Here is a 23,199-nt window from a genome sequence, read left to right on the forward strand (position 1 = left end):
ATTTTTTAAAACTTTTTTTATTAAAGAAACGTTGTTAATAGTAACCTTTGTGAGCGTCTGTTGAATTAATGGTGAATTTTTTGGGAAATATACACCATGCTTAAGATCGTAAAGACGTAAGCTTGGATCGCACCAACAAAGACACTAAATCCTTGCCATATCACCAAAGGAACAACTCCAGCAAAACCCATCATGAGAATAACCCCAATTAGAACTTCACCAGCAAAAATGTTTCCAAATAGACGGAAACCTAAGGTTAGTGTTTTTGCAAACTCTTCAATGATATGAAGTGGGAAAAATAAAAAATGGGGCTCAAAATAATGTTTGATGTAATTTTTGATTCCAACAAATTTTACACTGATAATGTGAGTTAAAATAATGATAGAGAGTGACATCGCTAAGGTGACACTTGCATCCGCAGTAGGGGATTTCCACCATGCTAGTTCAACCTCGTGATGCGCTGATTCTTTGATCATCTCTTCAGTTACGATATCCATACCAAAGAGACTAAATGGTTGATCATGAATTGTAATGAAATTTAGCGGCAAACCTAGCAAGTTTCCTATAAAAATAAATAGGATTAGTGTAAGCCCTAAATAAATAAAGCCAGCACCTTTTTTCAGGTCCATCGTACTTCCAATGATGCCATGTACAAAGTCTACGATCCATTCAAGAACATTTTGTAGTCCTGAAGGCGTATCAGACGTTAAACGTCTTGTCCCTGCAATGGCAAGTACCAGAACAATAATAAAGGTCACAATGGTCATCAATGATGTCGATAGATTAAATGTTAACCAAGGTAGCGACTCAGGCGCCCACAATGGTTGTTCATGACCCATATTCTCACCCCTTTCCTGTGGATATTTTGTTTTTCTCTCTTATGCTATTTATTATTCCATCCACGATAGTGACGATTTGTATAAGGAACAAACCGATGACCGTGGAAACTAGATGCAACTGTTCAGGATATTGAAAAACTAGCATGATCGCTAAAATCGAGGTTGCAAATCTTGTAAACATCCCTACAAACATTGGTCTTTTTCTTGTTTGTGCTTTTACTTTAATTGCAATTTCGCCAATTCGATTCACTTTCCAAGCAGTATGTAACAGATTTAATAAGCCTACTGCTAATCCTAGCGCTAATCCTAAGAAAATAGCTGAATAAGGCGTAATCACACCAATCATAAATAAACTTAGTAGAATGAGAGTATAGCGAACAATTCTAATGATTCTTGCCTTAAAATCACTCATAGAAGGATGTCCCATTGCTAGTCTCCTAAAAAGGGCTTAATTAAACCAATGACAGACCAGATTCCAAATATGATCCCCACAATCATACCAATGATTAAAAAAACCGGAGATGTATGTAAATATAGGTCAACTTTTTTACCAATCCATAGTCCGACAAGAAGAAATATGGCAGCGTTAACACCAATCACACTAACAACGGCTAATGCCCGCCAAGGATTTTGATTTTTTGGATCTTGGTTCTGTGTCATTGTGCTACCACTCACAAACCTTTCAAAAAAAAAGAGATTTTTGTATGTATCCATTGTTAAAATCATTCGCCTTAAACAGTATACCAAAGACTTTTTTAAATGTTCAAGAAATTTTTACAATGAATAATAATCTCTAAATTTTGTGAAGTTTTATTTAAAGATCTAAATGGATATTAACAAGGTTATCGTACAATATGGCCCTTTCTTTGTCAATCATAACAATGATAGGGAAATCTTGGATCGATGTATATTTGTTGGAATGGGATGGGACGGTCTTTTTGTTGACCAAAATGGTATAGAATCGCTTCAGCTATCCTTTCTGAAGCTTGTCCATCACCATATGGATTTGCTGCCCTTGACATTTGCTCATATGCCTCTTTATTAGATAATAGCTGATGGGCTTGAGCATAAATCTCCTCTTCTTCTGTCCCTACTAATTTTAACGTTCCTGCTTCAATTCCTTCAGGCCGTTCTGTGGTATCACGCAAAACCAATACGGGTACACCGAAAGAGGGTGCCTCTTCTTGAACTCCCCCTGAATCTGAAAGGATGAGGTGTGCTCGCGCCTCAAAATTATGAAAGTCGATGACATCAAGTGGATCGATTAAATGAATTCGATCGTGATGCCCTAATATCTTGATTGCCAACTCTTTTACAACAGGATTAAGGTGTACAGGGTAAACAACCGCTATCTCTGGATGGGTATCAACCAAGCGACGAATTGCTCTAAAAATTCGTTCCATCGGTTCTCCAAGGTTTTCTCGACGATGCGCTGTTATGAGTACCATTTTTTTACTGCCTATTTTCTCTAAAACAGGATGTTGATATTCTTTTTGAACCGTTGTTTTAAAGGCATCAATAACGGTATTTCCTGTGATATAGATGTTATTCTCTATTTTATTTTCTCTTCGCAAATTCTCTGCAGACCAATCTGTTGGTGCAAAATGGAGATCTGCCAATACCCCTGTAAGTTGTCGATTCATTTCTTCTGGGAATGGAGAGTATTTATTCCCTGTCCTTAAACCTGCCTCCACATGGCCAACAGGTATTTGTTGGTAGAAAGCAGCCAAACTGCCAACAAAGGTCGTGCTTGTATCCCCATGTACTAAAACGAGATCTGGCTTTTCTTTCATCATCACTTCTTCCAAACCTTGTAATGCCCTTACTGTAATGCCTGTCAAGGTTTGCCTTTGTTGCATGATGTTCAAGTCGTAATCAGGAGCGATTTGGAAAACGTCTAATACCTGATCTAACATTTGTCGATGTTGGGCTGTTACAGTGACAATACATTCGAATTGCTCGTTTTTTTGTTGCAATGTTTTGACTAAAGGCGCCATTTTAATCGCCTCTGGCCTTGTCCCAAATATGGTCATTACTTTTACTTTTTTCACGATTGAAATCCCCTTTTACTTTGCAAAGCTTCTACTTTGTTCCAAAAAGTCGATCCCCTGCATCTCCTAATCCTGGAACGATATAGCCATGGTCATTTAATTTCTCATCAACGGCTGCTACATAGATATCTACATCATCATGGTCTTGTTGAACCTGATTAATTCCTTCTGGAGCAGCAATTAAGCACATCAATTTAATATTTTGTGCACCTTTTTCTTTAAGCAATTGAATGGCTGCTGATGCAGAACCACCAGTTGCCAACATGGGGTCGATCACAATAAGGTCGCGTTCAGCAATATCTGAAGGTAATTTTAAATAATATTCCACAGGCTTTAATGTTTCTGGATCACGATAAAGGCCAACATGACCTACTTTTGCAGCAGGGATAATTTTTAAGATGCCATCTACCATTCCTAATCCAGCACGCAAGATAGGTACAAGCCCAATTTTTTTCCCTGCAACTACCTTTGTTTTTGCAAGGCTTACAGGCGTTTCGATCGTAACTTCTTCTAATGGTAGATTACGGGTAATTTCGTAAGCCATCAGTGTGGCCACTTCATCTACTAACTCCCTAAATTCCTTTGTTCCAGTATTTTTATCACGTATGTAAGTCAATTTATGTTGAATTAAGGGATGATCAAAAACATATAATTTGGACATGTTACTACTCCTTTGATTTTCTTCTTTTTTATAGATCTTTGTATAGAGGGAATCGTTTCACTAATTCGACAACTTTCTCTTTTGCTTGTTGATGGACTGCTTCATCTGTTGGATTCTTTAATGTCATGCTGATAATCTCAGCGATTTCCTCCATTGCTGCTTTATCCATTCCCCTAGTCGTGACAGCAGCTGTGCCAATGCGAATTCCACTGGTAATAAATGGACTGGTAGGATCGAAAGGAATGGCATTTTTATTACATGTAATTCCAATCTCATCAAGAAGATGTTCTGCTTCTTTTCCAGTAATATCCATTTCGGTTAGATTGACAAGGATCAGATGGTTGTCAGTTCCGCCAGATACTAATTTAAATCCTCGATCAATTAAACTTTGGGCTAAATGTTTGCTGTTTTCGACTACTTTTGTTGCATACTCTTTAAATTCAGGTTGTAAAGCTTCACCTAATGCAACAGCCTTTGCCGCAATCACGTGCATCAAAGGACCACCTTGCATACCTGGGAAGACCGTTTTATCTAAAACTTTTGCATATTCTGCTTTACATAAAACCATTCCACCCCTTGGGCCTCTTAAGGTTTTATGTGTCGTTGTCGTTACAAAATCAGCATATGGTACAGGATTTGGATGCAAACCCGTTGCTACCAATCCAGCGATATGCGCCATATCTACCATCAAAAGCGCTCCTACCTCATCTGCAATCTCCCTCATTTTGGCAAAATCGATGATCCTTGGGTAGGCACTAGCACCAGCAACAATCAATTTAGGTTGATGTTCCTTAGCCAGCTTACGCACTTCTTCATAATCGATTTGTTCTGTTTCAGGATCGACACCATAGGAAACAAAATGATAAAGGATTCCAGAAAAATTAACAGGACTACCATGTGTTAAATGACCACCATGGCTTAAATTCATTCCTAAAACAGTATCTCCAGGATTTAAAACAGAAAAATAAACAGCCATATTCGCTTGAGCACCAGAATGGGGTTGGACGTTAGCATGTTCTGCTGCAAACAATTGCTTTGCTCGCTCTCTAGCTAAATCCTCAACAATATCTACATATTCACAACCGCCATAATAGCGTTTGTTAGGATATCCTTCAGCATACTTGTTAGTCATGACAGAACCTAACGCCTCTAAAACTGCCTCACTTACGAAGTTTTCCGACGCAATCAATTCTATTTTAGACCTTTGACGATTGATTTCTAATTGTATAGCTTCTGCTATTTGTGGATCTTGCACTTTTAACCTTTCCATAACTGTCTCCCCTCTTTCAATTCTCACTTCTCACATCTCATATCTATATTGTATTGTGCCCTTGCCCCACCGATTAGTTTTGGTCTTGTTTTGGCCATATTCACATGTGCTTCACCAATTTTCTTTACTTTGGAACGGACAGGGACAGCGACATGTTTTAGATGCATACCAATCAAAGTATCACCAATATCTATCCCTGCATCTGCTTTTATAAATTCTACTACAACAGGATCCTTCATTTGCTGAAAGGCATAGGTTGCCATTGCGCCTCCTGCTTTTCGCACTGGAACTACTGTAACGACTTCTAAGCCAAACTGTTCAGCTGTTTCTTTTTCAACGACTAATGCCCGATTGATATGTTCGCATCCTTGGAAAGCTAGATGAAAACCATGTTGTTCTTTTGCTTTGGCTACTTCTGTATAAATAGCCTTTGCTACTTCTTCACTACCTGCTGAACCAATATGCTGACCCAATACCTCACTTGTACTAACACCTAACACTAGAATTTGTTTGTGGTTTAAAGGGAAAGATTGGATCAAATCCTCTAAAACTGCTCTAACTTGGGATTGAAGCTCAATGGTATCCATCCAAAATCAGTCCTTTAAGCGATTCTCAATTTGCATGATCTTCTGCACTCTTCTCTCGTGGCGACCGCCTTCAAATTGTTCTTGTAACCAAATTCGTGCAATATCTTCTGCAACATTGAAACCAGTGGTTCGGCCTCCTAAACACAATATGTTTGAATCATTATGTTGCCTTGTAACTCTTGCTGAATAGCAATCATGAACTAAAGCTGCACGAATGCCTTCTACTTTGTTTGCGGCGATCGACATGCCAATCCCTGTTCCGCAAATTAAAATACCCCGATCTACTTCTCCTTTCGCCACTTTGTGGGCTACTGGCAATGCATAGTCTGGATAATCTACAGATTCAACACTGTCTGTACCCAGATCTTCATACTCAATACCCATATCATCCATGATCATTTTGATATGTTCTTTTAATTCGTACCCACCATGGTCTGATGCGATTGCCACCTTCATTTCTTTTCCCTCCATCTTCATCATTCTCCATATTATTACCCAAACAATTTTAACATATTGCAGAAGAAGACTCCATCTTCTCCATTAAAAAAAGGTTTGTATATTCCAACGGAATATACAATCCCTTAAATGAAAAGTGGAAGAAAGTTATACTTTCTTATTTTAAAAAAGAGTGGGTTTAAACCCCTCTCTTAGACACGAAACTTTTCTATTAATTCTTTTAAATGATATGCGGAATCTCTTAATTGTTGAACTGTTGCAGCGATTTCTTCCATTGCCGCCGTTTGCTCTTCGGTTGTCGCTGCCACTTGCTGTGCTCCTGCCGAAGTTTCTTCAGCAACCGCTGCCATATTTTGAGCCTCTGACAATGTTTCCTGAATATGTTGGAATTGTTTTTCGATCAGTTTAGTAATCTCTTCAATAGAGAACACTACTTGGTTCACAGATTCACCAATGCTAGCAAGAGATTGTTTTGTTTTTTCTCCCCGATTCGATTCTGAGGTTGCTAGCTCTACTTGTTCAGAGATTTTCCTTACCACGTTATGTACTTCTTGTTGCATTTGTCCAATAATAGAACTAATATTTTGAACTGCTTTTGTACTTTGGTCTGCTAGTTTCCTTACCTCATTGGCTACAACAGCAAATCCCCGTCCATGTTCACCGGCTCTTGCCGCTTCTATGGAGGCATTTAAGGCTAACAGATTGGTTTGCTCCGCTATATTTCCTACCACTTCGGTAATGGTACTAATTTCTCCAGCGTTTTTTTCTAGCCTTTTTACTAAATCAATCGATTCTTGGTTGGCGTTTGCAATATGATGTAGTCCTTCTACTAATGAATGGACGACTTCAATGCTTTCTTTGATGACTTGTTCCATGTAGTGGGAATGGTTTTTAGTTTGGTTGGCTTTTTGCTTGACTTCTTCTGATAAGCGATTGATTTGAGTCAATGATTCTACTGTCGCATTGGTTGCAATTGCTTGCCGCTCTGCTCCTTTAGCAATCTCTTCAATCGTTCGAGAAATATTTTCTGCTGAGTTGGCCGATTGTTCAGATGCAAGGATTAATTCATCTACATTATTATTGGTAAGTTCAAAATTTCCATTGATATCACGTACCATCATTCGTAGATTTGTTAACATTTGGTTAAAGGCAATTCCCAATGCTCTTAATTCATCATCAGATTTAACGACCTTCACATCTCTACTTAAATCACCTGTTGCTGCAATTCTTGCTGATTGTTCCAGTTCGATCAACGGTTTCGTTAGAATTCTAGAAGCGACATAGCCAAAAAAGATTGTCCATACTACACCTAAAATCAAAGTAAGAATAACAAAAAGTTCAAATGTTAAAAAAGGCATTCGATTAAGAATCGCGTCTTTTAAAACAATGATGAAAAATGCACTTGTCCCATATGTAATGAAAGATAGCATCGAAATGCCTGTAACAAATTTTTTGGTTAAACTAAATTTAAACTTATTTTCCCCTTTTTCCATTTCCTCACCAACCTTTTGATTAAAAGTCTTTTTTATTGCCAAATTCCACTAGCTAAGTAAGTATTCGCTAAGAAGGTGGCTACTCCTTCATATTCCCTAATTTTTTTTGTGATTATAGGATTTTTCTTCTATCCAAAAATGTTCGAATGGCTGCTTCAATCTCTTTGGCTGTTTCTCGGTAAACTTCCAAATCGTTCCCAAATGGATCGGAAATATCTCCGGATTCTTTAAGCATTTTTATTTTTTCGATAAACTCAGGGTATTGCTCTACTAATACCTGTTTATGTCCTTCTGTCATGGTAAACACAAGGTCTGCCCATTTTAATAATTTCCTTGTTACTTTTTTTGCACTGTGGTCGTCTTCTACACCATATTCCTGCATGACGGTTCTTGCATGCTCAGATGCAGGGAGATCTTCAATCGCCAAAATTCCAGCTGATTTTACAGCTAGTTCCAACCCTTCATCTGTAGCTATTTTTTTTAAAATTTTCTCTGCCATTGGGCTTCGACATGTGTTGCCTGTACATACAAATAATACATTCATGACTAAAACCATCCTTCTCTTCAATGATTTAATTGATAGACAATATACATAATGAGAATCCCGATCCCCATTCCAAATTGCCCCAATAAACGATGTAACTTCATGCTTTCTGGTCCTATATCTTTAACGACTAAATACCCCATTGCACCAGCAGCCACACTAAGTCCAATAGAAATCCAATAGGGTACCATCTCGCCGATGAGGATACTGATCCATGTACCTAAAGGAATAAATAAACCTGTTGAAAGTGGAATTAAAAAAATAGTCAATGAGCGAAGTTTACTTAACATCAGGGTTGAAGCTACTCCTAACCCTTCGGGAATATTGTGCAAAGCGATGACTAGGGCGACGCGAATGCCTAACTTTTCTTGTGTTTCAAATCCCGCCCCAATTGCTACACCTTCAGGTAAATTATGCAAAGCAATCGCAAGGGTGAAAAAAATGGCCAGCTGTCGATAATATCGTTCTTCTGCTATTTGATTTAGATGATTGGACAAGGGTAGAAATTTGGCAATAAACCAATCAACTAAAGACATAATAAGAATGCCAATCAAAAGACCAATCCAGGTATATTTTATGTTCCCATAAGTGAATGAGGCTGGAAGTAAATCAACAAAAACAACCATTCCCATCATGCCGGTAGAAATACCTAGATAAAATCCCAACACTCTTGAATCAGGACGTCCAAACCAAAGAACTATTAAACCACCTATTCCGGTGGCAAGACCTGACAATAGGCTAATCAAAATGATTTGTTCCATGGCTACACCAAAAATTTAATGCCAAAGACGAGCAGAATGATACCACCAAGTGCTTCTCCATAATCCCCGAGCCAATCGCCAATCTTATCCCCTAATGTTAAGCCTAAGGCAGTCATTGCTCCACCTATGATACCAAACAATAAAACAACAAATAAAAAATCTGCAGAAAAAAGCCCTAAGGATAGACCGACAGATAAAGCATCAATACTAACACTAAAAGCGAGTAAAAATAACCCGATTCCTACTGTTTGGTCTAAAACATGCGCTTTATTGCTTAAAAATGACGACCAAAGCATATTCGCACCAAGCATCACTAAAATGATTCCTCCAACCCAAGTAGCAATGTCCCCTATAAAGGTGGAAAGAAAGTGCCCGAACACCATTCCAATGAGTGGCATCAATATATGAAAAATACCTATGGTGATACTAATCTTGCTGATTTGAGCCCAAGATAATTTTTGCATTCCAATACCGATTCCTAAAGAAAAGGCATCCATTCCTAGAGCAATGCCTATCATAAGAAGTGCCATAATTTGCCCTAGGTTTGTCATCCATTCCATAGCAACATCCCCTCCATAACCTTGTCTATCCAACATTATGCAAGGGGTTGTCTCTTTATACGTCAATCATTTTTCCACCTGCTGCTTTTTTTATTCGATTCATAATAGCTAGACCAATTCCCGCTTCCCCCACACCCTCAACTAATATATAATCGATCTTTTGTTGATCAAATGTTCGCAACGCATCATATAGATGTACTGCTAAAGGGTGTAGATTATTTTTGGAACCATAACCTAAAACCAAGTCAGCTTTTAAAATCTCTTTTTCATGCTCGCGGAGCGTTAATACGCCTACTTTTTTCCCTTCATTAATCATTTGATTAGCCAGTTGATTGATTTTATCTATAACCGCTTGTTCCTTCCCACGAACGATCCACATCTCTCCTGTTGGAGCATAATGGGTATATTTCATTCCCGGTGATTTTGGTTTTTCTTCTTCTTTAATAAGTGCAGGGTCTAAGGACACAACACCAAGAACGGCTTCTAATTCTTCAATGGTTATACCACCAGGCCTTAAGACTGTTGGAATTTCCTCAGTTAGATCAATGACTGTAGATTCTAAGCCTACACCTGTTGCCCCACCATCGACAATTCCTTCGATTCTACCCTGTAAATCATGCCAAACATGATCTGCAGTCGTCGGACTAGGTTTTCCAGAGCGATTAGCACTAGGCGCTGCAATCGGTAGATCTGCTGCCTTAATAACTGCAAGGGCTACAGGATGATTAGGCATTCTAACCGCCACAGTGGGAAGTCCAGCTGTAACTAATGGGGATATTCCATCTTTTCGTTTGAAAATAATGGTTAAAGGTCCTGGCCAAAACTGATCCATTAGTCTTTTGCTGCGTTTATCCACATCTTCAACAAGCTGCTCTAGCTGTTTATAGCTGGCAATATGGACGATTAGTGGATTATCACTAGGACGCCCTTTTGCTGCAAAGATTTTTTTTACTGCTTCTGTATCTAAGGCATTTGCGCCAAGGCCATATACTGTTTCTGTAGGAAAAGCGATCACTTCTCCCTCCCTTAAACGCTTGGCTACTTCTATGATATCAGGATGACATTCATCCACAAATTTATCCACATTCCAAATCTTCGTTTTTGTTTCAAGCATCCTATTTGCTCCTAACCTGTTTCGTTTTAAAATGTAATTGTGACTTAGATTCTCTTCTTATTAAACAAAAAAATATTGCACCTGTCAAAATAATCTATTGACAAGTTATGCACAGTTTGTGAATAACCTGTTAATAAGTATGTTAATAACTCTTCATAATGATGATAGATGGTTTATGATTTAGTAAAAAAACTTCGAACAATTCTATTGCTCGAAGCTTGAAATAGATCTTTTAAAATATCGATTTGATAAAGGAAAAGAGTTTAAGTAGCATATCAAAGAGGAAAAATCTCACTTCTACTTCTTCAGGATCATTTAATTGGACAATAGATTGCTGTGTCTTGTCTACTGTTGTATTTTTAACCACATCAACAGCATCCCCTGTGGATATGTCAACAAAACATAGTGGAGGAAATAAAACACACCACCAATTTTGCCCCTTACCAGCACCTAGAGTAATTCGGAGTGCCTCATACTCACCAGCAGGATAAACGGTTTGACCATACATTTTTGTAGGAAATGGAACGATGCCAAGCTCAACCTTTGGTGGTTCTGAATAATTAAATCCATTGTCCTTTATCGTCTTTTCTACCAATTCTTGAAATGCTGGTAAATGCTCCTTGATAACTGCTCTTGCTTCTTCAATTGTTTTAACTTTTGTCGCATAAGGATCAAGTTGTGCAACAATTTCATCCCTGATTTTCCGTTTTAACCATTGGTCTTCAGGCGAATCACTGTTTGCTATGATCCGTAAACGAATGGCTTGATCAGGTATAGTGGCTGATTCCTGTGGTGCAGCAATCGCCATTTCTTGTTTTTGGATATCCCAACTCATCAAAAGAACAGAAAATATAAAAATAAAATATAATAGCTTTTTCATCACGTTTCCCCTCTCGTCTCTCTATTTATCCTCATTATGGACAGAATAGGGAAAGGTTAAACGTGTAAGTTTCTATATTCCAACGCGCTCCGTTGTTCGCGGTTTTCCATGATTGAAAAAGGTTTATTTTAGGTGATCTTAGCAATGATAATCCTAGGAATATCTTGAAAATCAGGGATTACCTTTATATATTCTATTTGTAGCTTCCATTTTGAGCCTTTTTGCTGAAGCAATTCAACGATTGGTTCTGATTGATCAATTCCAATTTCAAATGCAATCAAACCTGGTCGATTCAATACTTTTGCGGCTTGTTGAAGGATTTGACGATAAAATTGTAGGCCATCTTCTCCACCATCTAAGGCTAACATCGGCTCATTATTTTTCACTTCTGGCATTAAATCATCAAGATCCTTCGTAGGAATATAAGGCGGATTTGATACGATTAAATCTACCTTCATTTTCGATTCTAAGATTGGATTTAGCAAATCTCCATGATGAAAGGTTACTTGGGCTTCCAACTTTATGGCATTTTTCTTTGCCGTTTTTAAAGCGGCGTTAGAAATATCTACTGTATGAACATGCCAATTTGGCTTTTCCAGTGCTAATGTAATCGCAATTGCCCCACTGCCTGTACCTACATCTACTACGGTAATCGGCTGATCTTGCCATATTTGATCTGCTTCATGGATAAGATGTTCAAGCAACAGTTCTGTTTCAGGACGAGGAATCAGTACATTGGGATTAACCGAAAAAGGTCTACCATAAAATTCTTGCTCACCTACGATATATTGCAGTGGAATATGGTGGATTCTCTGATCAAGCCATTGCTTTAATGGTTCCCATTTCTCGATTGGGAAGGGTTGATTCCATTGGAGAAACAGTTGGCTTCGATTCCATTGAAACAAGTTTCTAATCAAAACCTCTGCTTCTAAAGGGGCTTGATCGATATGATGTTGTCTTAAAAAGGAGGAAGCCCAAGAATGGGCTTCCTTTATTGTCATGTTTCTCATTCTGATTGCTCCGTATGTTTTAATAAGTCCGCTTGCGCTTGTACGTGAAGCGCTGAGATAATTTCCTCCAAATCACCATCAAGTACGCTATCTAATTTGTGTAAAGTAAGGCCGATACGATGATCTGTTACACGACTTTGGGGGAAGTTATAGGTTCGAATCCGTTCACTTCGATCTCCTGTTCCTACTGCACTTTTTCTTGTTTCTGCTAGTTTAGCCTGTTCTTCCTCTAATTGTTTTTCATAAATTCTAGCTCTTAATACTTTCATCGCTTTTTCCTTATTTTTAATTTGGGATTTTTCATCCTGCATGGATACCACGATTCCAGTGGGGATATGGGTTAAGCGAACCGCTGATTGAGTGGTATTTACGCTTTGTCCACCAGGACCACTTGAACAGAAGACATCGACGCGAATATCTTTTTCATGAATCTCTACTTCTACATCTTCTGCCTCAGGTAATACAGCAACTGTTGCGGTAGAAGTATGGATACGTCCACCTGATTCTGTTTCAGGTACACGTTGCACACGGTGGGCACCACTTTCATATTTTAATTTACTATAAGCACCTTTTCCAGTAATCATAAAAATAACTTCTTTGAACCCACCAATCCCTGTATAATTGGCATCCATTACTTCTGTTTTCCATCCTTGTCTTTCTGCAAAGCGTGTATACATGCGGAAAAGATCACCAGCAAATAAGGCAGCCTCATCACCACCAGCAGCCCCTCTAATTTCTACAATAACGTTTTTCTCATCATTAGGATCTTTTGGAAGGAGAAGAATTCTTAGCTGTTCTTCTAGCGCTTTCTTTTTTTCCTCTAATTCATCTAATTCCATTTTGACCATTTCACGCATCTCTGCATCAAGTTTTTCTTCTAACATCGCTTTTGCATCTTGATGTTCTTTAACGACTTGTTTATATTCTTTATATGCTTGAACCGTTTCTTCTAATCCGGATTGTTCCTTTGAATATTCTCTTAGTTTTTTGGGATCATTAAGGACTTCCGGGTCCATTAACAATTCCGTCAATTGATTATAACGGTCTTCTAATTCTTGTAACCGTCCGAACATTTCACTCACCCCAATTTGGAATAAAAACTAATGTATAACGTTAAAATTATATCGGAATTGCTCGTTATAAGCAAGAAATAAAGAACACCCTTTTAGCCTAAGCTAAAAAGGTGTTCTTTGAAACGAGGCGTACTATCTTCTGTAGGTTCTAAAACGGTTGTCAAAATCACGAAAGTCTGTTTGGAAACGATCAACGGCAGTCCCACCTCTAATGCCATCGCCTATGTCACGTAGTCGCCCAAATAGATCAGCATCAGAAGTAATACGGATGTTATAACGGGGGTATAATCTCTTTAGAGCATTATACACATTTCGTTCGACACGGTTAGCTTCGGTAGATTGAATTCGATCTTCTAAATCCAATCCTACATAGGCATTCCCGCCAGCAATAACAACCGTTGCATCTTCAACTCCATTAACTCTTGCTGCCGTTTCCGCCATTCTGTCTGCATCATCGTTTGCATTGTTACGGAACTGGTTAGCACGGAAGCCGTAAGGGCCAACATTGTTAGGACCGTATGGATTGTAATTATAAGCACCATAAGTACCATCATAACGGTTATATGGAGTGACGTTTCGATAAGGTGTAATGCCATCATAAGTATATGGATTCACCTTACGACCATCATTTCCATCTAACATATTCGGCTGATTGTAACCTCTCGTTAATGGTCTATTATCATTATCTACATTACATGCCGTTAATCCTAACACTAAAAGGCTGGCTAATACCAATAGCTTGAATTTTTTTGTACGCAAATGCGTCACCTCCTCAGGAATTATATTTCCCGATATGAGGCAAAAACATTTTGCTTAATTATTCCAAAGACTCATCTTTTTCTAGCGGCGGATGGTAATAATGTCTGCGACAAACACTGCGATATGTTTCATTTCCACCAATTTCAATGGCTTCGCCGGAATAAACAGGTTGTCCATCTTTAAATTTTAGGATGTGAGTTGCTTTTTTATTACAATAAACACAAACGGTTTTAATTTCTTCAATTTTATCCGCTTCACAAAGCAATTGTTGGCTACCTTCAAATAATTCATTTTTAAAATTTTTTAACAAACCATAAACAATCACAGGTATGTTTAATTGATCCACAATATGGGTTAGTTGAGTGACGTGATAAGGTTTGAGAAATTGCCCTTCGTCTACCAATACACAGTCTGGTTTTATTTCTTCGTTATCCACCATTTTGAAGATATCGGTATCATCGTAAACAGGAACAGCCTCTCTGCTGATACCTACTCTTGAGGTAACTTTCCCCACTCCATATCGATCATCAATCGCTGGAGTAAAAACCGTTGCTTTTTTCCCAGATTGTTCGTAATTGTGAGCAACGGTTAAGAGCTGAATCGTTTTTGAAGCATTCATTGCCCCATATCTAAAAAAAAGTTGCGCCATGTTTCTCCCTCCCCCCAAGCTATTACAAATATGAAATGTATATTATTAGAGAAAAACAGGCAAGCGATCGCCTGCCTGTTTATTTTTAATATTAAGGAAAGTGTAACTTTCCTCCCCCTTATCATTAGGGGTTTGTATATTCCAAAAGCAACGACTTTTGAGAGCGAGTTTTCCCTCGTTCTTCTTTAATCATGGAAAACCGCGAACAACGGAGCGCGTTGGAATATACAAACTTAATTTATTTAATGTTGTATTTCTTCTTAAATTTATCTACACGACCACCCGCATCAACAAATTTTTGTTTTCCAGTGAAAAATGGATGGCATTCAGAACAAATCTCAACGCGTAGATTTTCTTTAACTGATCCAGTTTCAAAAGTATTACCACATGCACATGTTACTTTTGTAATTTTGTAATCTGGATGAATTCCTTGTTTCATTACGTTCACCTCTTTCTGCCCTGATTCATTTGCGAATCAGAGTTATCACACACATAGAAAAATTATAACATAAGTAAAAATAAAGATGCAAGGTTTAAGTTTGCGCAGAAATACACTCCCAAAAGTCGCTGCTTTTGGAATATACAAACTACCGGTTCATAGAGGAAAGAGGTGGGATTATAGACCTTTTTTCGGATCAATAGAAGCGATAAATTCTTGATTTGTCTTACTTTCCTTTAATTTTTTCAGGAATAACTCAACAAATTCTTGACCCTCTGTCATTGATTTTCGAATTAACCATAGCTTTTCTAACTCTTCTTTTGTCAAAAGTAAATCTTCTCTTCTTGTTCCTGAACGGGTAATGTCGATGGCAGGAAAAATTCTTCGATTGGCTAATTTGCGGTCCAAATGAAGTTCCATATTTCCAGTTCCCTTAAATTCTTCATAAATCACGTCATCCATTCTAGAACCTGTCTCCACTAATGCTGTAGCAAGGATGGTCAAACTACCGCCTTCTTCAATGTTTCTCGCTGCTCCAAAAAAACGTTTTGGCCTATGGAAAGCTGCTGGGTCTATACCTCCTGATAATGTCCGACCACTTGGTGGAATGACTAAGTTATAAGCCCTTGCTAACCTTGTAATACTGTCCATTAGAATTACGACGTCCTTTTTTGCTTCAACTAACCTCTGTGCTCGTTCTAAAACTAGTTCTGCAACCTTAATATGATTTTCTGGTAATTCATCAAATGTTGAGCTAATAATTTCCCCTTTCACTGATCTTTCCATATCAGTCACTTCTTCAGGTCTTTCATCTATGAGTAATACCATCAAATGGATATCAGGATAGTTTTCACTAATCGAATTAGCAATCTCTTTTAAAAGGACGGTTTTACCTGCCTTTGGTGGGGCTACGATCAATCCCCGTTGACCTAATCCAACTGGAGTGAATAAATCCATGATTCGAGTAGAGAGGTTGCTTGGAGCAGTTTCCAAGACAATTTTTTTCTGAGGGAAAATAGGTGTGAGAGAAGCAAAATGTAATCGTTCAGAAGCAATTTCAGGATCCATTCCGTTTACCGCTTCTACATACAATAAACCAAAATATCTTTCATTTTCCTTTGGCGGTCTAGCCTTACCAGAGACTAAATCCCCTGTTCGCAAATCAAACCTGCGAATTTGTGAAGCGGAAATATAAATATCTTCGTCACTAGGTAAATAATTGACAGGTCTTAGAAAGCCATATCCATCTGGTAAGATTTCCAATACACCTTCCATAAACATGAGTCCTGCTTTTTCTGCCTGCGCTTTTAAAATGGAAAAAATAAGTTCGTTTTTTTTCATTTTCCCATAATAAGGAATTTGAAACTCTTTTGCTAACTTATAAAGCTCTGTTAGCTTCATCGTTTCTAACATTGATATATTTAAATCCATTCCGTTGAACACCTTCTTTATCTATTGTATTAAAATGAAAACATTATATTATTTTTCTCCAATTTCAATTGTTTATACATTGCTTTATTTAATCAGTAAGTTTGGTTTTTTCTCAAGTCGATGGGTTCCATCAATAATTCTTACTGTTCCTGTCTTCGCCCGCATGACAATCGATTGGGTTGTAGCGATACTTCCATGAAAACGAACTCCCTTTAAAAGTTCACCATCCGTTACACCTGTAGCTGCAAAAATGGCGTCATCACCTTTTACTAGATCTTCCATTTTTAGGATATGATTTGGATCGATCCTCATTTCCTTACATCGCTCCCTTTCTTGCTCATTTTGCGGGAGTAACTTACCTTGAATCTCTCCTCCTAAACATTTTAGGGCCACAGCTGCTAATACCCCTTCTGGTGCTCCACCAGAACCTAATAGGATATCCACACCTGTATCTTCAAAAGCTGTATTGATTGCCGCTGCTACATCACCATCACTTATCAATTTGATCCTTGCTCCAGCAGAGCGGATTTGTTGGATTAATTCTTGGTGGCGTTCTCGATCCAACACCACGGCTGTTACTTCAGAGATATCTTTGTTTAGTTCTCTCGCTACAATTTCTAAGTTCTCTTTCACACTTGCATTTATATTGATTTTTCCCGCTACTCTAGGACCAACAGCAATCTTCTCCATATACATATCTGGTGCATGTAAAAGGTTGCCTTTATCAGCGATCGCGACTACTGCTAAAGCATTCCATAACCCTCTTGCAACAATATTGGTTCCTTCAATCGGATCAACAGCTACATCTACTTCAGGGCCATATCCTGTTCCTAATTTTTCACCAATGTAGAGCATTGGCGCCTCATCCATTTCCCCCTCACCAATCACAACGGTTCCTTGCATTGGTACGGTATCAAAGACCCTTCTCATTGCCGATGTTCCGGCATCATCCACCTCATTTTTTAACCCTTGCCCCATCCACCTTGCTGCAGCCAATGCTGCTGCTTCAGTCACCCGAACTAATTCTAATGTTAAACTCCTCTCCATATTCTTCTCCCCCTAATTGTAGCCCACAAAAGTGAAGAGTTCCTTCGCAGCATACTCCGATTACTTTTGCGGGGTTTCATTTCTTTTCTTAGAACCGTTCATCTTTTACTCTCCAAATATTTGCTCCTAAAGCATGTAACTTTTCTACTAGTTTTTCATACCCTCGATCAATATGATATACATCACTTATCTCTGTAATCCCTTCAGCCATTAGCCCTGCAATCACTAAGGAGGCCCCTGCTCTTAGATCTGTCGCTTTTACTTTTGTTCCTTGAAGATCATTGACCCCTTTTACAACTGCTGTTCTACCTTCTACCTTAATATCTGCTCCCATTCTAATTAGTTCATCGACATGACGAAATCTTGAAGTATAAATATTGTCAGTGACCACACTTGTTCCTTCTGCACGCGTTAATAAGGAGGTAAGAGGTTGTTGCAAATCAGTAGGGAATCCAGGATAGGGAAGGGTTTTTATGTCTACAGGTCGGTAATAAGATTGACCTAAAACACGAATGGAATCGTCCTTTTCTTGAACAATGGCTCCCATTTCTTTTAGCTTTGCTGTTAATGCTTCTAAATGTTTTGGAATCACATTGTCTACTGTAATATCTCCCGCTGTTGCCGCAGCGATAATCATATAGGTACCAGCTTCGATTCGATCAGGTATAATTGAATGCCTACACCCTTTTAATTCTTCAACACCTTGGATTTTTATAATATCTGTTCCTACACCGGTGATTTTTGCACCCATTGAGGTTAGAATGGTAGCAATATCGATAATCTCAGGCTCTTTTGCAGCATTCTCAATAATGGTTTGCCCTTTTGCTCTAGACGCCGCCAACATAATATTTATCGTTGCACCTACACTTACCACATCTAAAAAGATTCGATTACCAACTAATAAGTCCGCTTTCAAATATAAAGACCCAGATTCTTGAATCACCTTCGCTCCTAAACTTTCAAAGCCTTTTATATGCTGATCAATCGGTCTTGGGCCTAAATGACAGCCCCCAGGCAAACCAATCGTTGCTTCACCAAACTTTCCTAATAGGGCACCCATTAAATAATATGAGGCTCTTAGTTCCTTTATCTTACCATTTGGCATTGGTTTAGGCTTCATTTGAGTAGGGTCGATTCTCATTGTCCCATGATGATATTCTATCATTGCACCAAGTTCAGACAGGATTTGCATAAGAATATGTATATCGCGAATATCTGGTAGGTTTTCAATCGTCACTGGGGAATTTGCTAAAATGGCAGCTGGAATTAAAGCAACAGCACTATTTTTTGCGCCACTAATCGTTACTGTCCCTGATAAATGGTCTCCCCCTTTAATCATCAATGTTTCCAAAAGTTTTCTCCCCTAACGTAAAAGAAGTCGATAAGATAGCCCACAAAAGTGACGACTTCCAACGAAGCATATTCCGATTACTTTTGCGGGGTTCCACTATAATATTAAAATTAAAGCTTGTATTTTACAACAGGGTAAAATACAAGCCCATATCGATTTGCTATTTTTGAGCCTTATTCCAATCTGCGAGGAATTTTTCAATCCCGATATCTGTTAAGGGATGCTTGATCATTTGCTCTAGCACTTTATATGGAACAGTTGCGATATCAGAACCTGCTTTTGCAGATTGAGTTACATGCATAGGGTGTCGAATACTTGCAGCAATAATCTCTGTCTCAATCCCATGATAAGCAAAAATTTGATGAATATCCTCAATCAGCGAGATTCCATCATAACCAATATCATCTAATCTACCTGCAAAAGGAGAAACATAACTTGCTCCTGCTCTTGCTGCCATTAAAGCTTGGTTTGCAGAGAAAATCAACGTTACATTCGTCTTGATATTTTTTTGTTTTAAAGCGTGTACTGCTTTAAGGCCTTCAACAGTCATCGGAATTTTAATTACAATATTCTTATGTAAAGAAGCGAGCTGTTCTCCTTCTTTCACCATTTCATCAGTTTTTAGCCCAATCACTTCAGCGCTGATAGGCCCATCAACAATGGAGGTAATCTCTTTGATAACTTCAATAAAATCTCTTCCTTCTTTAGCAATTAAAGAAGGGTTTGTTGTTACACCAGATAGAATACCCCACTCACTTGCTTTACGAATCTCCTCAATATTGGCTGTATCTATAAAAAATTTCATAATGGTGCCAACCCCTTTTTATCGTTTAGGCTTTACCATTGCTTCCAAATAAACGAATCTTTCCGCGAACGACTTCCTTCATTGCTTCGCGGCCTGGTCCTAAATATTTACGTGGATCATATACCTTAGCATCTTTTGCAAAGATTTCTCTAATGGTATTAGTTAAAGCAACTTGGTTTTCTGTATTCACGTTAATTTTACCAATTCCTGCAGCAATGGCTTTCGTAATATCCTCATCAGGAATACCTGATCCTCCATGAAGTACAAGCGGTATATCAATTTGCTTGCTTACAGCTTCAATAATATCGTGGTGGATTTTAGGTACGCCTTTATACATGCCGTGAGCACTACCTACAGCAATCGCAAGCGCATCTACACCTGTCTGTTTATAAAACTCGATTGCTTCTTCAGGCTTAGCTAGTTTTGCATCTTCTTCTTCAACAGAAAGGTCGTCTTCAACCCCGCCAATGGTTCCAAGTTCACCTTCAACAGATACTCCCATTGCATGGGCTGCTTCTACTACTTTCTTTGTTAAAGTAATATTCTCTTCAAATGGATGATGGGATCCATCAAACATCACAGAGGAAAATCCAGCACGAATGAACTTCATAGCTACTTCAAAACTGCTACCATGATCTAAATGTAAAGCAATTGGAATATTCGCAGTTTCAGCAGCAGCCTTTGCCATCGCTACTGTATATTCCAACCCCATATAGCGAGCAGCCCCTTCACTCACGCCTAAGATTACAGGAGAGTTTTCTTCTACTGCTGCTTCAATAATTGCCTGAGTAAATTCCAGGTTATTCATGTTAAATTGGCCAACGGCATATTTGCCAGCCTTTGCTTTCTGTAACATTTCTGTCATTGATACTAATGGCATAACTAGTCTCCTTTCAAAAACAATAATTAGATATGTATATTCTTTAGAATACCTATTTACTACCAAGATATTCAATACAATATCATTGAATCATTATACCATAAATCAAAAAGAAATTGATGAGCTAAAAGTTTTTAAATCGTTGCATGGTTCGATTCGACCTTATCTTCAAAAAGAATCGTCCTTACCGTCTCCCTTAATTCATCAATATCAAACGGTTTGGTAAAATGAGTAATAATTCCATGTTTTTTGGCTTCCTTAATCATATCCAGTTCACCATATGCGGTCATCATAATGACGTTCATGCTTTGATCAATCTTTTTGATATGCCTGAGAATTTCTAAACCATCCATTCCAGGAATCTTCATGTCTAGCAAAACAATATCAGGAGACTCTTTTTGAACAATTTCTAGTGCCGCTTTACCATTTGCTGCTTGAAACGTTTGATAACCTTCCTTACCAAAAACCTCGTACAAAAGCACTCTGATTCCATATTGATCATCCACAATAAGAATCTTTTTGTCTCTCATATTCTCCCCCCTGTATTTCACCAGATTTTTCCGAATATTTACTAAATATCAATCTATATCTTTCTCTATAAAGGTTAATTTTTCCTTCTGCCTTCATTGTTTTTTCATCACTTATTATTTTTTTTTAAAGAAAATCCACAAAAGTGATGACATACACCGATTACTTTTGTAGGGACCCAATAAGAAAAGGTTTGTATATTCCATCGGAATATACAAACCCTTAAATGACAAGTGGAAGAAGGTTATTTGTTTTTGACTAATTTACTTTCAAGTGATGCCTTAACTAAACCTTTAAATAAAGGATGAGGACGATTCGGCCTTGATGTAAATTCAGGATGGAACTGTGAAGCCACGAACCATGGATGATTAGGAATTTCAATAATTTCTACTAATTTTTCATCAGGTGAGGTTCCAGATATTTTTAATCCTGCTTCTTGTAATTGCTCACGAAATTCATTGTTAAACTCATAGCGATGGCGATGACGTTCATAAATCAGTTCCTCTTGATAAACTTGATGAGCAATAGAGCCTTCTTCTAGCTTACATGGATATAGCCCTAATCTCATCGTTCCCCCTAAATCCTCAATATCCTTTTGTTCTGGGAGAATATCGATCACAGGATATGGAGTTTTTAAATTAAATTCTGAACTGTTGGCATTTTTTAAACCAACGACATTTCGGGCAAATTCAATAACAGCTGTTTGCATGCCGAGACAGATTCCTAAAAATGGTTTTTCCTGTTCACGAGCATATTGTATTGCTGCAATTTTACCCTCAATACCACGATCACCAAAGCCCCCGGGCACCAATATACCATCTACATCATTTAAGATTTTTGCCACATTTTCTGTATTTACATCTTCTGCATCAACCCATTTAATTTCGATATCAGAATCATAGTGAAATCCTGCATGATAAAGTGCCTCTGCCACACTTAAATAAGCATCATGTAAAGCAACATATTTCCCCACAATGGCGATACGCGTCGTGTGAGACAAGTTTTTAATTTTATTCACAAGTTGGATCCACTCTGTCATGTCAGCTGGCTTGGTATCTAGCTTTAAATGGCGAACCACATACTCATCTAGCCCTTGAGCTTGTAACATCAAAGGAACATCATATAATGTATCTGCATCTAAGGCTTCAACCACAGCTTCTTTCTCAATATCACAGAATAAAGCAATTTTGCCCTTAATATCCTCTGATAAGGTGTGTTCTGTACGACAAACAATGACATTTGGTTGAATCCCAATACTTCTTAATTCTTTTACACTATGTTGGGTTGGTTTTGTCTTCAGTTCACCAGCAGCTGCGATATATGGGATTAAAGTGACATGGATATACATCACATTTTCCCGACCTACTTCACTTTTCATTTGACGAATCGCTTCTAAAAATGGCAGACTTTCGATGTCCCCTACTGTGCCACCAATTTCTGTGATAACAATATCTGCATTCGTTTCTTTTGCCGCCCGAACAAGGCGTTCTTTAATCTCATTCGTTATGTGAGGAATAACCTGAACGGTTCCACCTAAATAGTCACCACGTCTTTCTTTGGTAATCACGGTAGAATAAATTTTCCCAGTCGTTACATTATTATTTTTGCTTAAATTGATATCAATGAAACGTTCGTAATGGCCTAAATCTAAGTCTGTTTCAGCCCCATCTTCTGTAACAAACACTTCTCCATGCTGATATGGACTCATCGTACCAGGATCAACATTGATATATGGATCAAACTTTTGAATGGTTACTTTTAAACCACGGTTTTTCAGTAATCTTCCAAGAGAAGCGGCAGTAATCCCTTTACCTAAAGATGAGACTACTCCACCCGTTACAAAAATAAACTTTGCCATCTCATATTCCTCCTCTTAACTCTGGTATAGTTTAACCATCTTTTACCGTAAGGAAACAAAAAAACAAAAGTGACAGCTTCCCTAAGATAGGGGCACTTTTGTTTTTATCCCATAAAATATTTTGTTGTTTATTTCGTTCGTTATGGAAAATCT

At 38.1% G+C, this 23,199-nt stretch carries 26 protein-coding genes; all 26 read right to left on the reverse strand.

Annotated features, from left to right (window positions below; genetic code table 11):
* Window positions 1-65: 65 nt before the first annotated feature.
* Complete coding sequence (gene atpB / locus TEPIDINF_RS11085) at window positions 66-839, reverse strand: F0F1 ATP synthase subunit A (RefSeq protein WP_069798329.1); 774 nt, start codon at window positions 837-839, stop codon at window positions 66-68.
* Between the two features lie 4 nt (window positions 840-843).
* Entirely contained in the window at window positions 844-1,266 is a 423-nt protein-coding gene (locus TEPIDINF_RS11090; protein WP_068726641.1) for an ATP synthase subunit I, read from the reverse strand.
* A 2-nt stretch (window positions 1,267-1,268) separates the two neighbouring features.
* Entirely contained in the window at window positions 1,269-1,499 is a 231-nt protein-coding gene (locus TEPIDINF_RS11095) for an AtpZ/AtpI family protein (RefSeq protein WP_069798327.1), read from the reverse strand.
* Window positions 1,500-1,708: 209 nt separating this feature from the next.
* A complete protein-coding gene (wecB, locus tag TEPIDINF_RS11100) occupies window positions 1,709-2,890 on the reverse strand; it encodes a non-hydrolyzing UDP-N-acetylglucosamine 2-epimerase (RefSeq protein WP_421692003.1) in 1,182 nt (393 codons plus the stop codon).
* Between the two features lie 31 nt (window positions 2,891-2,921).
* Window positions 2,922-3,551 (reverse strand): uracil phosphoribosyltransferase, encoded by a 630-nt coding sequence (gene upp, locus TEPIDINF_RS11105; RefSeq protein ID WP_069798318.1) that lies wholly within the window; start codon window positions 3,549-3,551, stop codon window positions 2,922-2,924.
* 28 nt (window positions 3,552-3,579) lie between these two features.
* Window positions 3,580-4,821 (reverse strand): serine hydroxymethyltransferase, encoded by a 1,242-nt coding sequence (locus tag TEPIDINF_RS11110; protein WP_421692004.1) that lies wholly within the window; start codon window positions 4,819-4,821, stop codon window positions 3,580-3,582.
* 23 nt (window positions 4,822-4,844) lie between these two features.
* Complete coding sequence (locus TEPIDINF_RS11115; RefSeq protein ID WP_068726653.1) at window positions 4,845-5,408, reverse strand: TIGR01440 family protein; 564 nt, start codon at window positions 5,406-5,408, stop codon at window positions 4,845-4,847.
* 6 nt (window positions 5,409-5,414) lie between these two features.
* Entirely contained in the window at window positions 5,415-5,864 is a 450-nt protein-coding gene (gene rpiB / locus TEPIDINF_RS11120) for a ribose 5-phosphate isomerase B (RefSeq protein WP_068727672.1), read from the reverse strand.
* A 191-nt stretch (window positions 5,865-6,055) separates the two neighbouring features.
* Entirely contained in the window at window positions 6,056-7,357 is a 1,302-nt protein-coding gene (locus tag TEPIDINF_RS11125; RefSeq protein ID WP_069798312.1) for a methyl-accepting chemotaxis protein, read from the reverse strand.
* Window positions 7,358-7,469: 112 nt separating this feature from the next.
* On the reverse strand, window positions 7,470-7,901 hold the full coding sequence (locus tag TEPIDINF_RS11130; RefSeq protein ID WP_068726657.1) for a low molecular weight protein arginine phosphatase: 432 nt from the start codon (window positions 7,899-7,901) through the stop codon (window positions 7,470-7,472).
* Between the two features lie 20 nt (window positions 7,902-7,921).
* Window positions 7,922-8,662, reverse strand: coding sequence for a ZIP family metal transporter (locus TEPIDINF_RS11135; protein WP_421692005.1), 741 nt, complete (start codon window positions 8,660-8,662; stop codon window positions 7,922-7,924).
* Window positions 8,663-8,664: 2 nt separating this feature from the next.
* A complete protein-coding gene (locus TEPIDINF_RS11140) occupies window positions 8,665-9,222 on the reverse strand; it encodes a manganese efflux pump MntP (protein ID WP_068727673.1) in 558 nt (185 codons plus the stop codon).
* Between the two features lie 55 nt (window positions 9,223-9,277).
* Entirely contained in the window at window positions 9,278-10,336 is a 1,059-nt protein-coding gene (locus TEPIDINF_RS11145) for an L-threonylcarbamoyladenylate synthase (protein WP_421692006.1), read from the reverse strand.
* 232 nt (window positions 10,337-10,568) lie between these two features.
* The gene (gene spoIIR, locus TEPIDINF_RS11150; RefSeq protein ID WP_069798888.1) at window positions 10,569-11,216 is read right to left on the reverse strand and encodes a stage II sporulation protein R; all 648 of its coding nucleotides are present in this window, start codon (window positions 11,214-11,216) and stop codon (window positions 10,569-10,571) included.
* A 128-nt stretch (window positions 11,217-11,344) separates the two neighbouring features.
* Window positions 11,345-12,226 (reverse strand): peptide chain release factor N(5)-glutamine methyltransferase, encoded by an 882-nt coding sequence (gene prmC / locus TEPIDINF_RS11155; protein WP_421692007.1) that lies wholly within the window; start codon window positions 12,224-12,226, stop codon window positions 11,345-11,347.
* Entirely contained in the window at window positions 12,223-13,299 is a 1,077-nt protein-coding gene (gene prfA, locus TEPIDINF_RS11160; RefSeq protein ID WP_068726664.1) for a peptide chain release factor 1, read from the reverse strand. The genes prmC and prfA overlap by 4 nt, the downstream gene beginning before the upstream one ends.
* Before the next feature lie 132 nt (window positions 13,300-13,431).
* Window positions 13,432-14,058 carry a YhcN/YlaJ family sporulation lipoprotein gene (locus TEPIDINF_RS11165; protein WP_068726666.1) on the reverse strand — a complete coding sequence of 209 codons (627 nt, stop codon included), beginning with the start codon at window positions 14,056-14,058 and terminating at the stop codon, window positions 13,432-13,434.
* A 58-nt stretch (window positions 14,059-14,116) separates the two neighbouring features.
* Window positions 14,117-14,707, reverse strand: coding sequence for a thymidine kinase (locus TEPIDINF_RS11170; protein WP_421692008.1), 591 nt, complete (start codon window positions 14,705-14,707; stop codon window positions 14,117-14,119).
* A gap of 238 nt (window positions 14,708-14,945) precedes the next feature.
* Window positions 14,946-15,146 (reverse strand): 50S ribosomal protein L31, encoded by a 201-nt coding sequence (rpmE, locus tag TEPIDINF_RS11175; protein ID WP_068726671.1) that lies wholly within the window; start codon window positions 15,144-15,146, stop codon window positions 14,946-14,948.
* A gap of 177 nt (window positions 15,147-15,323) precedes the next feature.
* A complete protein-coding gene (gene rho, locus TEPIDINF_RS11180; protein ID WP_069798882.1) occupies window positions 15,324-16,577 on the reverse strand; it encodes a transcription termination factor Rho in 1,254 nt (417 codons plus the stop codon).
* 84 nt (window positions 16,578-16,661) lie between these two features.
* Window positions 16,662-17,624 carry a class II fructose-bisphosphatase gene (gene glpX / locus TEPIDINF_RS11185; RefSeq protein ID WP_068726675.1) on the reverse strand — a complete coding sequence of 321 codons (963 nt, stop codon included), beginning with the start codon at window positions 17,622-17,624 and terminating at the stop codon, window positions 16,662-16,664.
* An 88-nt stretch (window positions 17,625-17,712) separates the two neighbouring features.
* On the reverse strand, window positions 17,713-18,975 hold the full coding sequence (locus TEPIDINF_RS11190) for a UDP-N-acetylglucosamine 1-carboxyvinyltransferase (protein ID WP_421692009.1): 1,263 nt from the start codon (window positions 18,973-18,975) through the stop codon (window positions 17,713-17,715).
* Window positions 18,976-19,135: 160 nt separating this feature from the next.
* The gene (gene fsa, locus TEPIDINF_RS11195; RefSeq protein ID WP_068726680.1) at window positions 19,136-19,780 is read right to left on the reverse strand and encodes a fructose-6-phosphate aldolase; all 645 of its coding nucleotides are present in this window, start codon (window positions 19,778-19,780) and stop codon (window positions 19,136-19,138) included.
* A gap of 25 nt (window positions 19,781-19,805) precedes the next feature.
* Window positions 19,806-20,660, reverse strand: a complete 855-nt coding sequence (gene fba / locus TEPIDINF_RS11200; RefSeq protein WP_068726683.1) for a class II fructose-1,6-bisphosphate aldolase — start codon at window positions 20,658-20,660, stop codon at window positions 19,806-19,808.
* 134 nt (window positions 20,661-20,794) lie between these two features.
* Window positions 20,795-21,190 carry a response regulator gene (locus TEPIDINF_RS11205; RefSeq protein ID WP_068726685.1) on the reverse strand — a complete coding sequence of 132 codons (396 nt, stop codon included), beginning with the start codon at window positions 21,188-21,190 and terminating at the stop codon, window positions 20,795-20,797.
* Window positions 21,191-21,432: 242 nt separating this feature from the next.
* Entirely contained in the window at window positions 21,433-23,046 is a 1,614-nt protein-coding gene (locus tag TEPIDINF_RS11210) for a CTP synthase (protein WP_069798873.1), read from the reverse strand.
* Between the last annotated feature and the right edge of the window lie 153 nt (window positions 23,047-23,199).

The sequence above is a fragment of the Tepidibacillus infernus genome, assembly GCF_048898065.1.
Taxonomy (GTDB): Bacteria; Bacillota; Bacilli; order Tepidibacillales; family Tepidibacillaceae; genus Tepidibacillus_B; species Tepidibacillus_B infernus.

What these genes read in the sequence shown, in the direction of transcription:
- rpiB (WP_068727672.1), bottom strand. Translation starts at nt 5,864, where the DNA reads ATGAAGGTGGCAATCGCATCAGACCATGGTGGGTACGAATTAAAAGAA.
- fsa (WP_068726680.1), bottom strand. Translation starts at nt 19,780, where the DNA reads ATGAAATTTTTTATAGATACAGCCAATATTGAGGAGATTCGTAAAGCA.
- TEPIDINF_RS11210 (WP_069798873.1), bottom strand. Translation starts at nt 23,046, where the DNA reads ATGGCAAAGTTTATTTTTGTAACGGGTGGAGTAGTCTCATCTTTAGGT.
- spoIIR (WP_069798888.1), bottom strand. Translation starts at nt 11,216, where the DNA reads ATGAAAAAGCTATTATATTTTATTTTTATATTTTCTGTTCTTTTGATG.
- rpmE (WP_068726671.1), bottom strand. Translation starts at nt 15,146, where the DNA reads ATGAAACAAGGAATTCATCCAGATTACAAAATTACAAAAGTAACATGT.
- prfA (WP_068726664.1), bottom strand. Translation starts at nt 13,299, where the DNA reads ATGTTCGGACGGTTACAAGAATTAGAAGACCGTTATAATCAATTGACG.
- upp (WP_069798318.1), bottom strand. Translation starts at nt 3,551, where the DNA reads ATGTCCAAATTATATGTTTTTGATCATCCCTTAATTCAACATAAATTG.
- TEPIDINF_RS11135 (WP_421692005.1), bottom strand. Translation starts at nt 8,662, where the DNA reads ATGGAACAAATCATTTTGATTAGCCTATTGTCAGGTCTTGCCACCGGA.
- atpB (WP_069798329.1), bottom strand. Translation starts at nt 839, where the DNA reads ATGGGTCATGAACAACCATTGTGGGCGCCTGAGTCGCTACCTTGGTTA.
- fba (WP_068726683.1), bottom strand. Translation starts at nt 20,660, where the DNA reads ATGCCATTAGTATCAATGACAGAAATGTTACAGAAAGCAAAGGCTGGC.
- TEPIDINF_RS11115 (WP_068726653.1), bottom strand. Translation starts at nt 5,408, where the DNA reads ATGGATACCATTGAGCTTCAATCCCAAGTTAGAGCAGTTTTAGAGGAT.
- TEPIDINF_RS11170 (WP_421692008.1), bottom strand. Translation starts at nt 14,707, where the DNA reads ATGGCGCAACTTTTTTTTAGATATGGGGCAATGAATGCTTCAAAAACG.
- glpX (WP_068726675.1), bottom strand. Translation starts at nt 17,624, where the DNA reads ATGGAGAGGAGTTTAACATTAGAATTAGTTCGGGTGACTGAAGCAGCA.
- TEPIDINF_RS11110 (WP_421692004.1), bottom strand. Translation starts at nt 4,821, where the DNA reads ATGGAAAGGTTAAAAGTGCAAGATCCACAAATAGCAGAAGCTATACAA.
- rho (WP_069798882.1), bottom strand. Translation starts at nt 16,577, where the DNA reads ATGGATTTAAATATATCAATGTTAGAAACGATGAAGCTAACAGAGCTT.
- prmC (WP_421692007.1), bottom strand. Translation starts at nt 12,226, where the DNA reads ATGAGAAACATGACAATAAAGGAAGCCCATTCTTGGGCTTCCTCCTTT.
- TEPIDINF_RS11145 (WP_421692006.1), bottom strand. Translation starts at nt 10,336, where the DNA reads ATGCTTGAAACAAAAACGAAGATTTGGAATGTGGATAAATTTGTGGAT.
- TEPIDINF_RS11090 (WP_068726641.1), bottom strand. Translation starts at nt 1,266, where the DNA reads ATGGGACATCCTTCTATGAGTGATTTTAAGGCAAGAATCATTAGAATT.
- TEPIDINF_RS11130 (WP_068726657.1), bottom strand. Translation starts at nt 7,901, where the DNA reads ATGAATGTATTATTTGTATGTACAGGCAACACATGTCGAAGCCCAATG.
- TEPIDINF_RS11140 (WP_068727673.1), bottom strand. Translation starts at nt 9,222, where the DNA reads ATGGAATGGATGACAAACCTAGGGCAAATTATGGCACTTCTTATGATA.
- TEPIDINF_RS11095 (WP_069798327.1), bottom strand. Translation starts at nt 1,499, where the DNA reads ATGACACAGAACCAAGATCCAAAAAATCAAAATCCTTGGCGGGCATTA.
- TEPIDINF_RS11205 (WP_068726685.1), bottom strand. Translation starts at nt 21,190, where the DNA reads ATGAGAGACAAAAAGATTCTTATTGTGGATGATCAATATGGAATCAGA.
- TEPIDINF_RS11125 (WP_069798312.1), bottom strand. Translation starts at nt 7,357, where the DNA reads ATGGAAAAAGGGGAAAATAAGTTTAAATTTAGTTTAACCAAAAAATTT.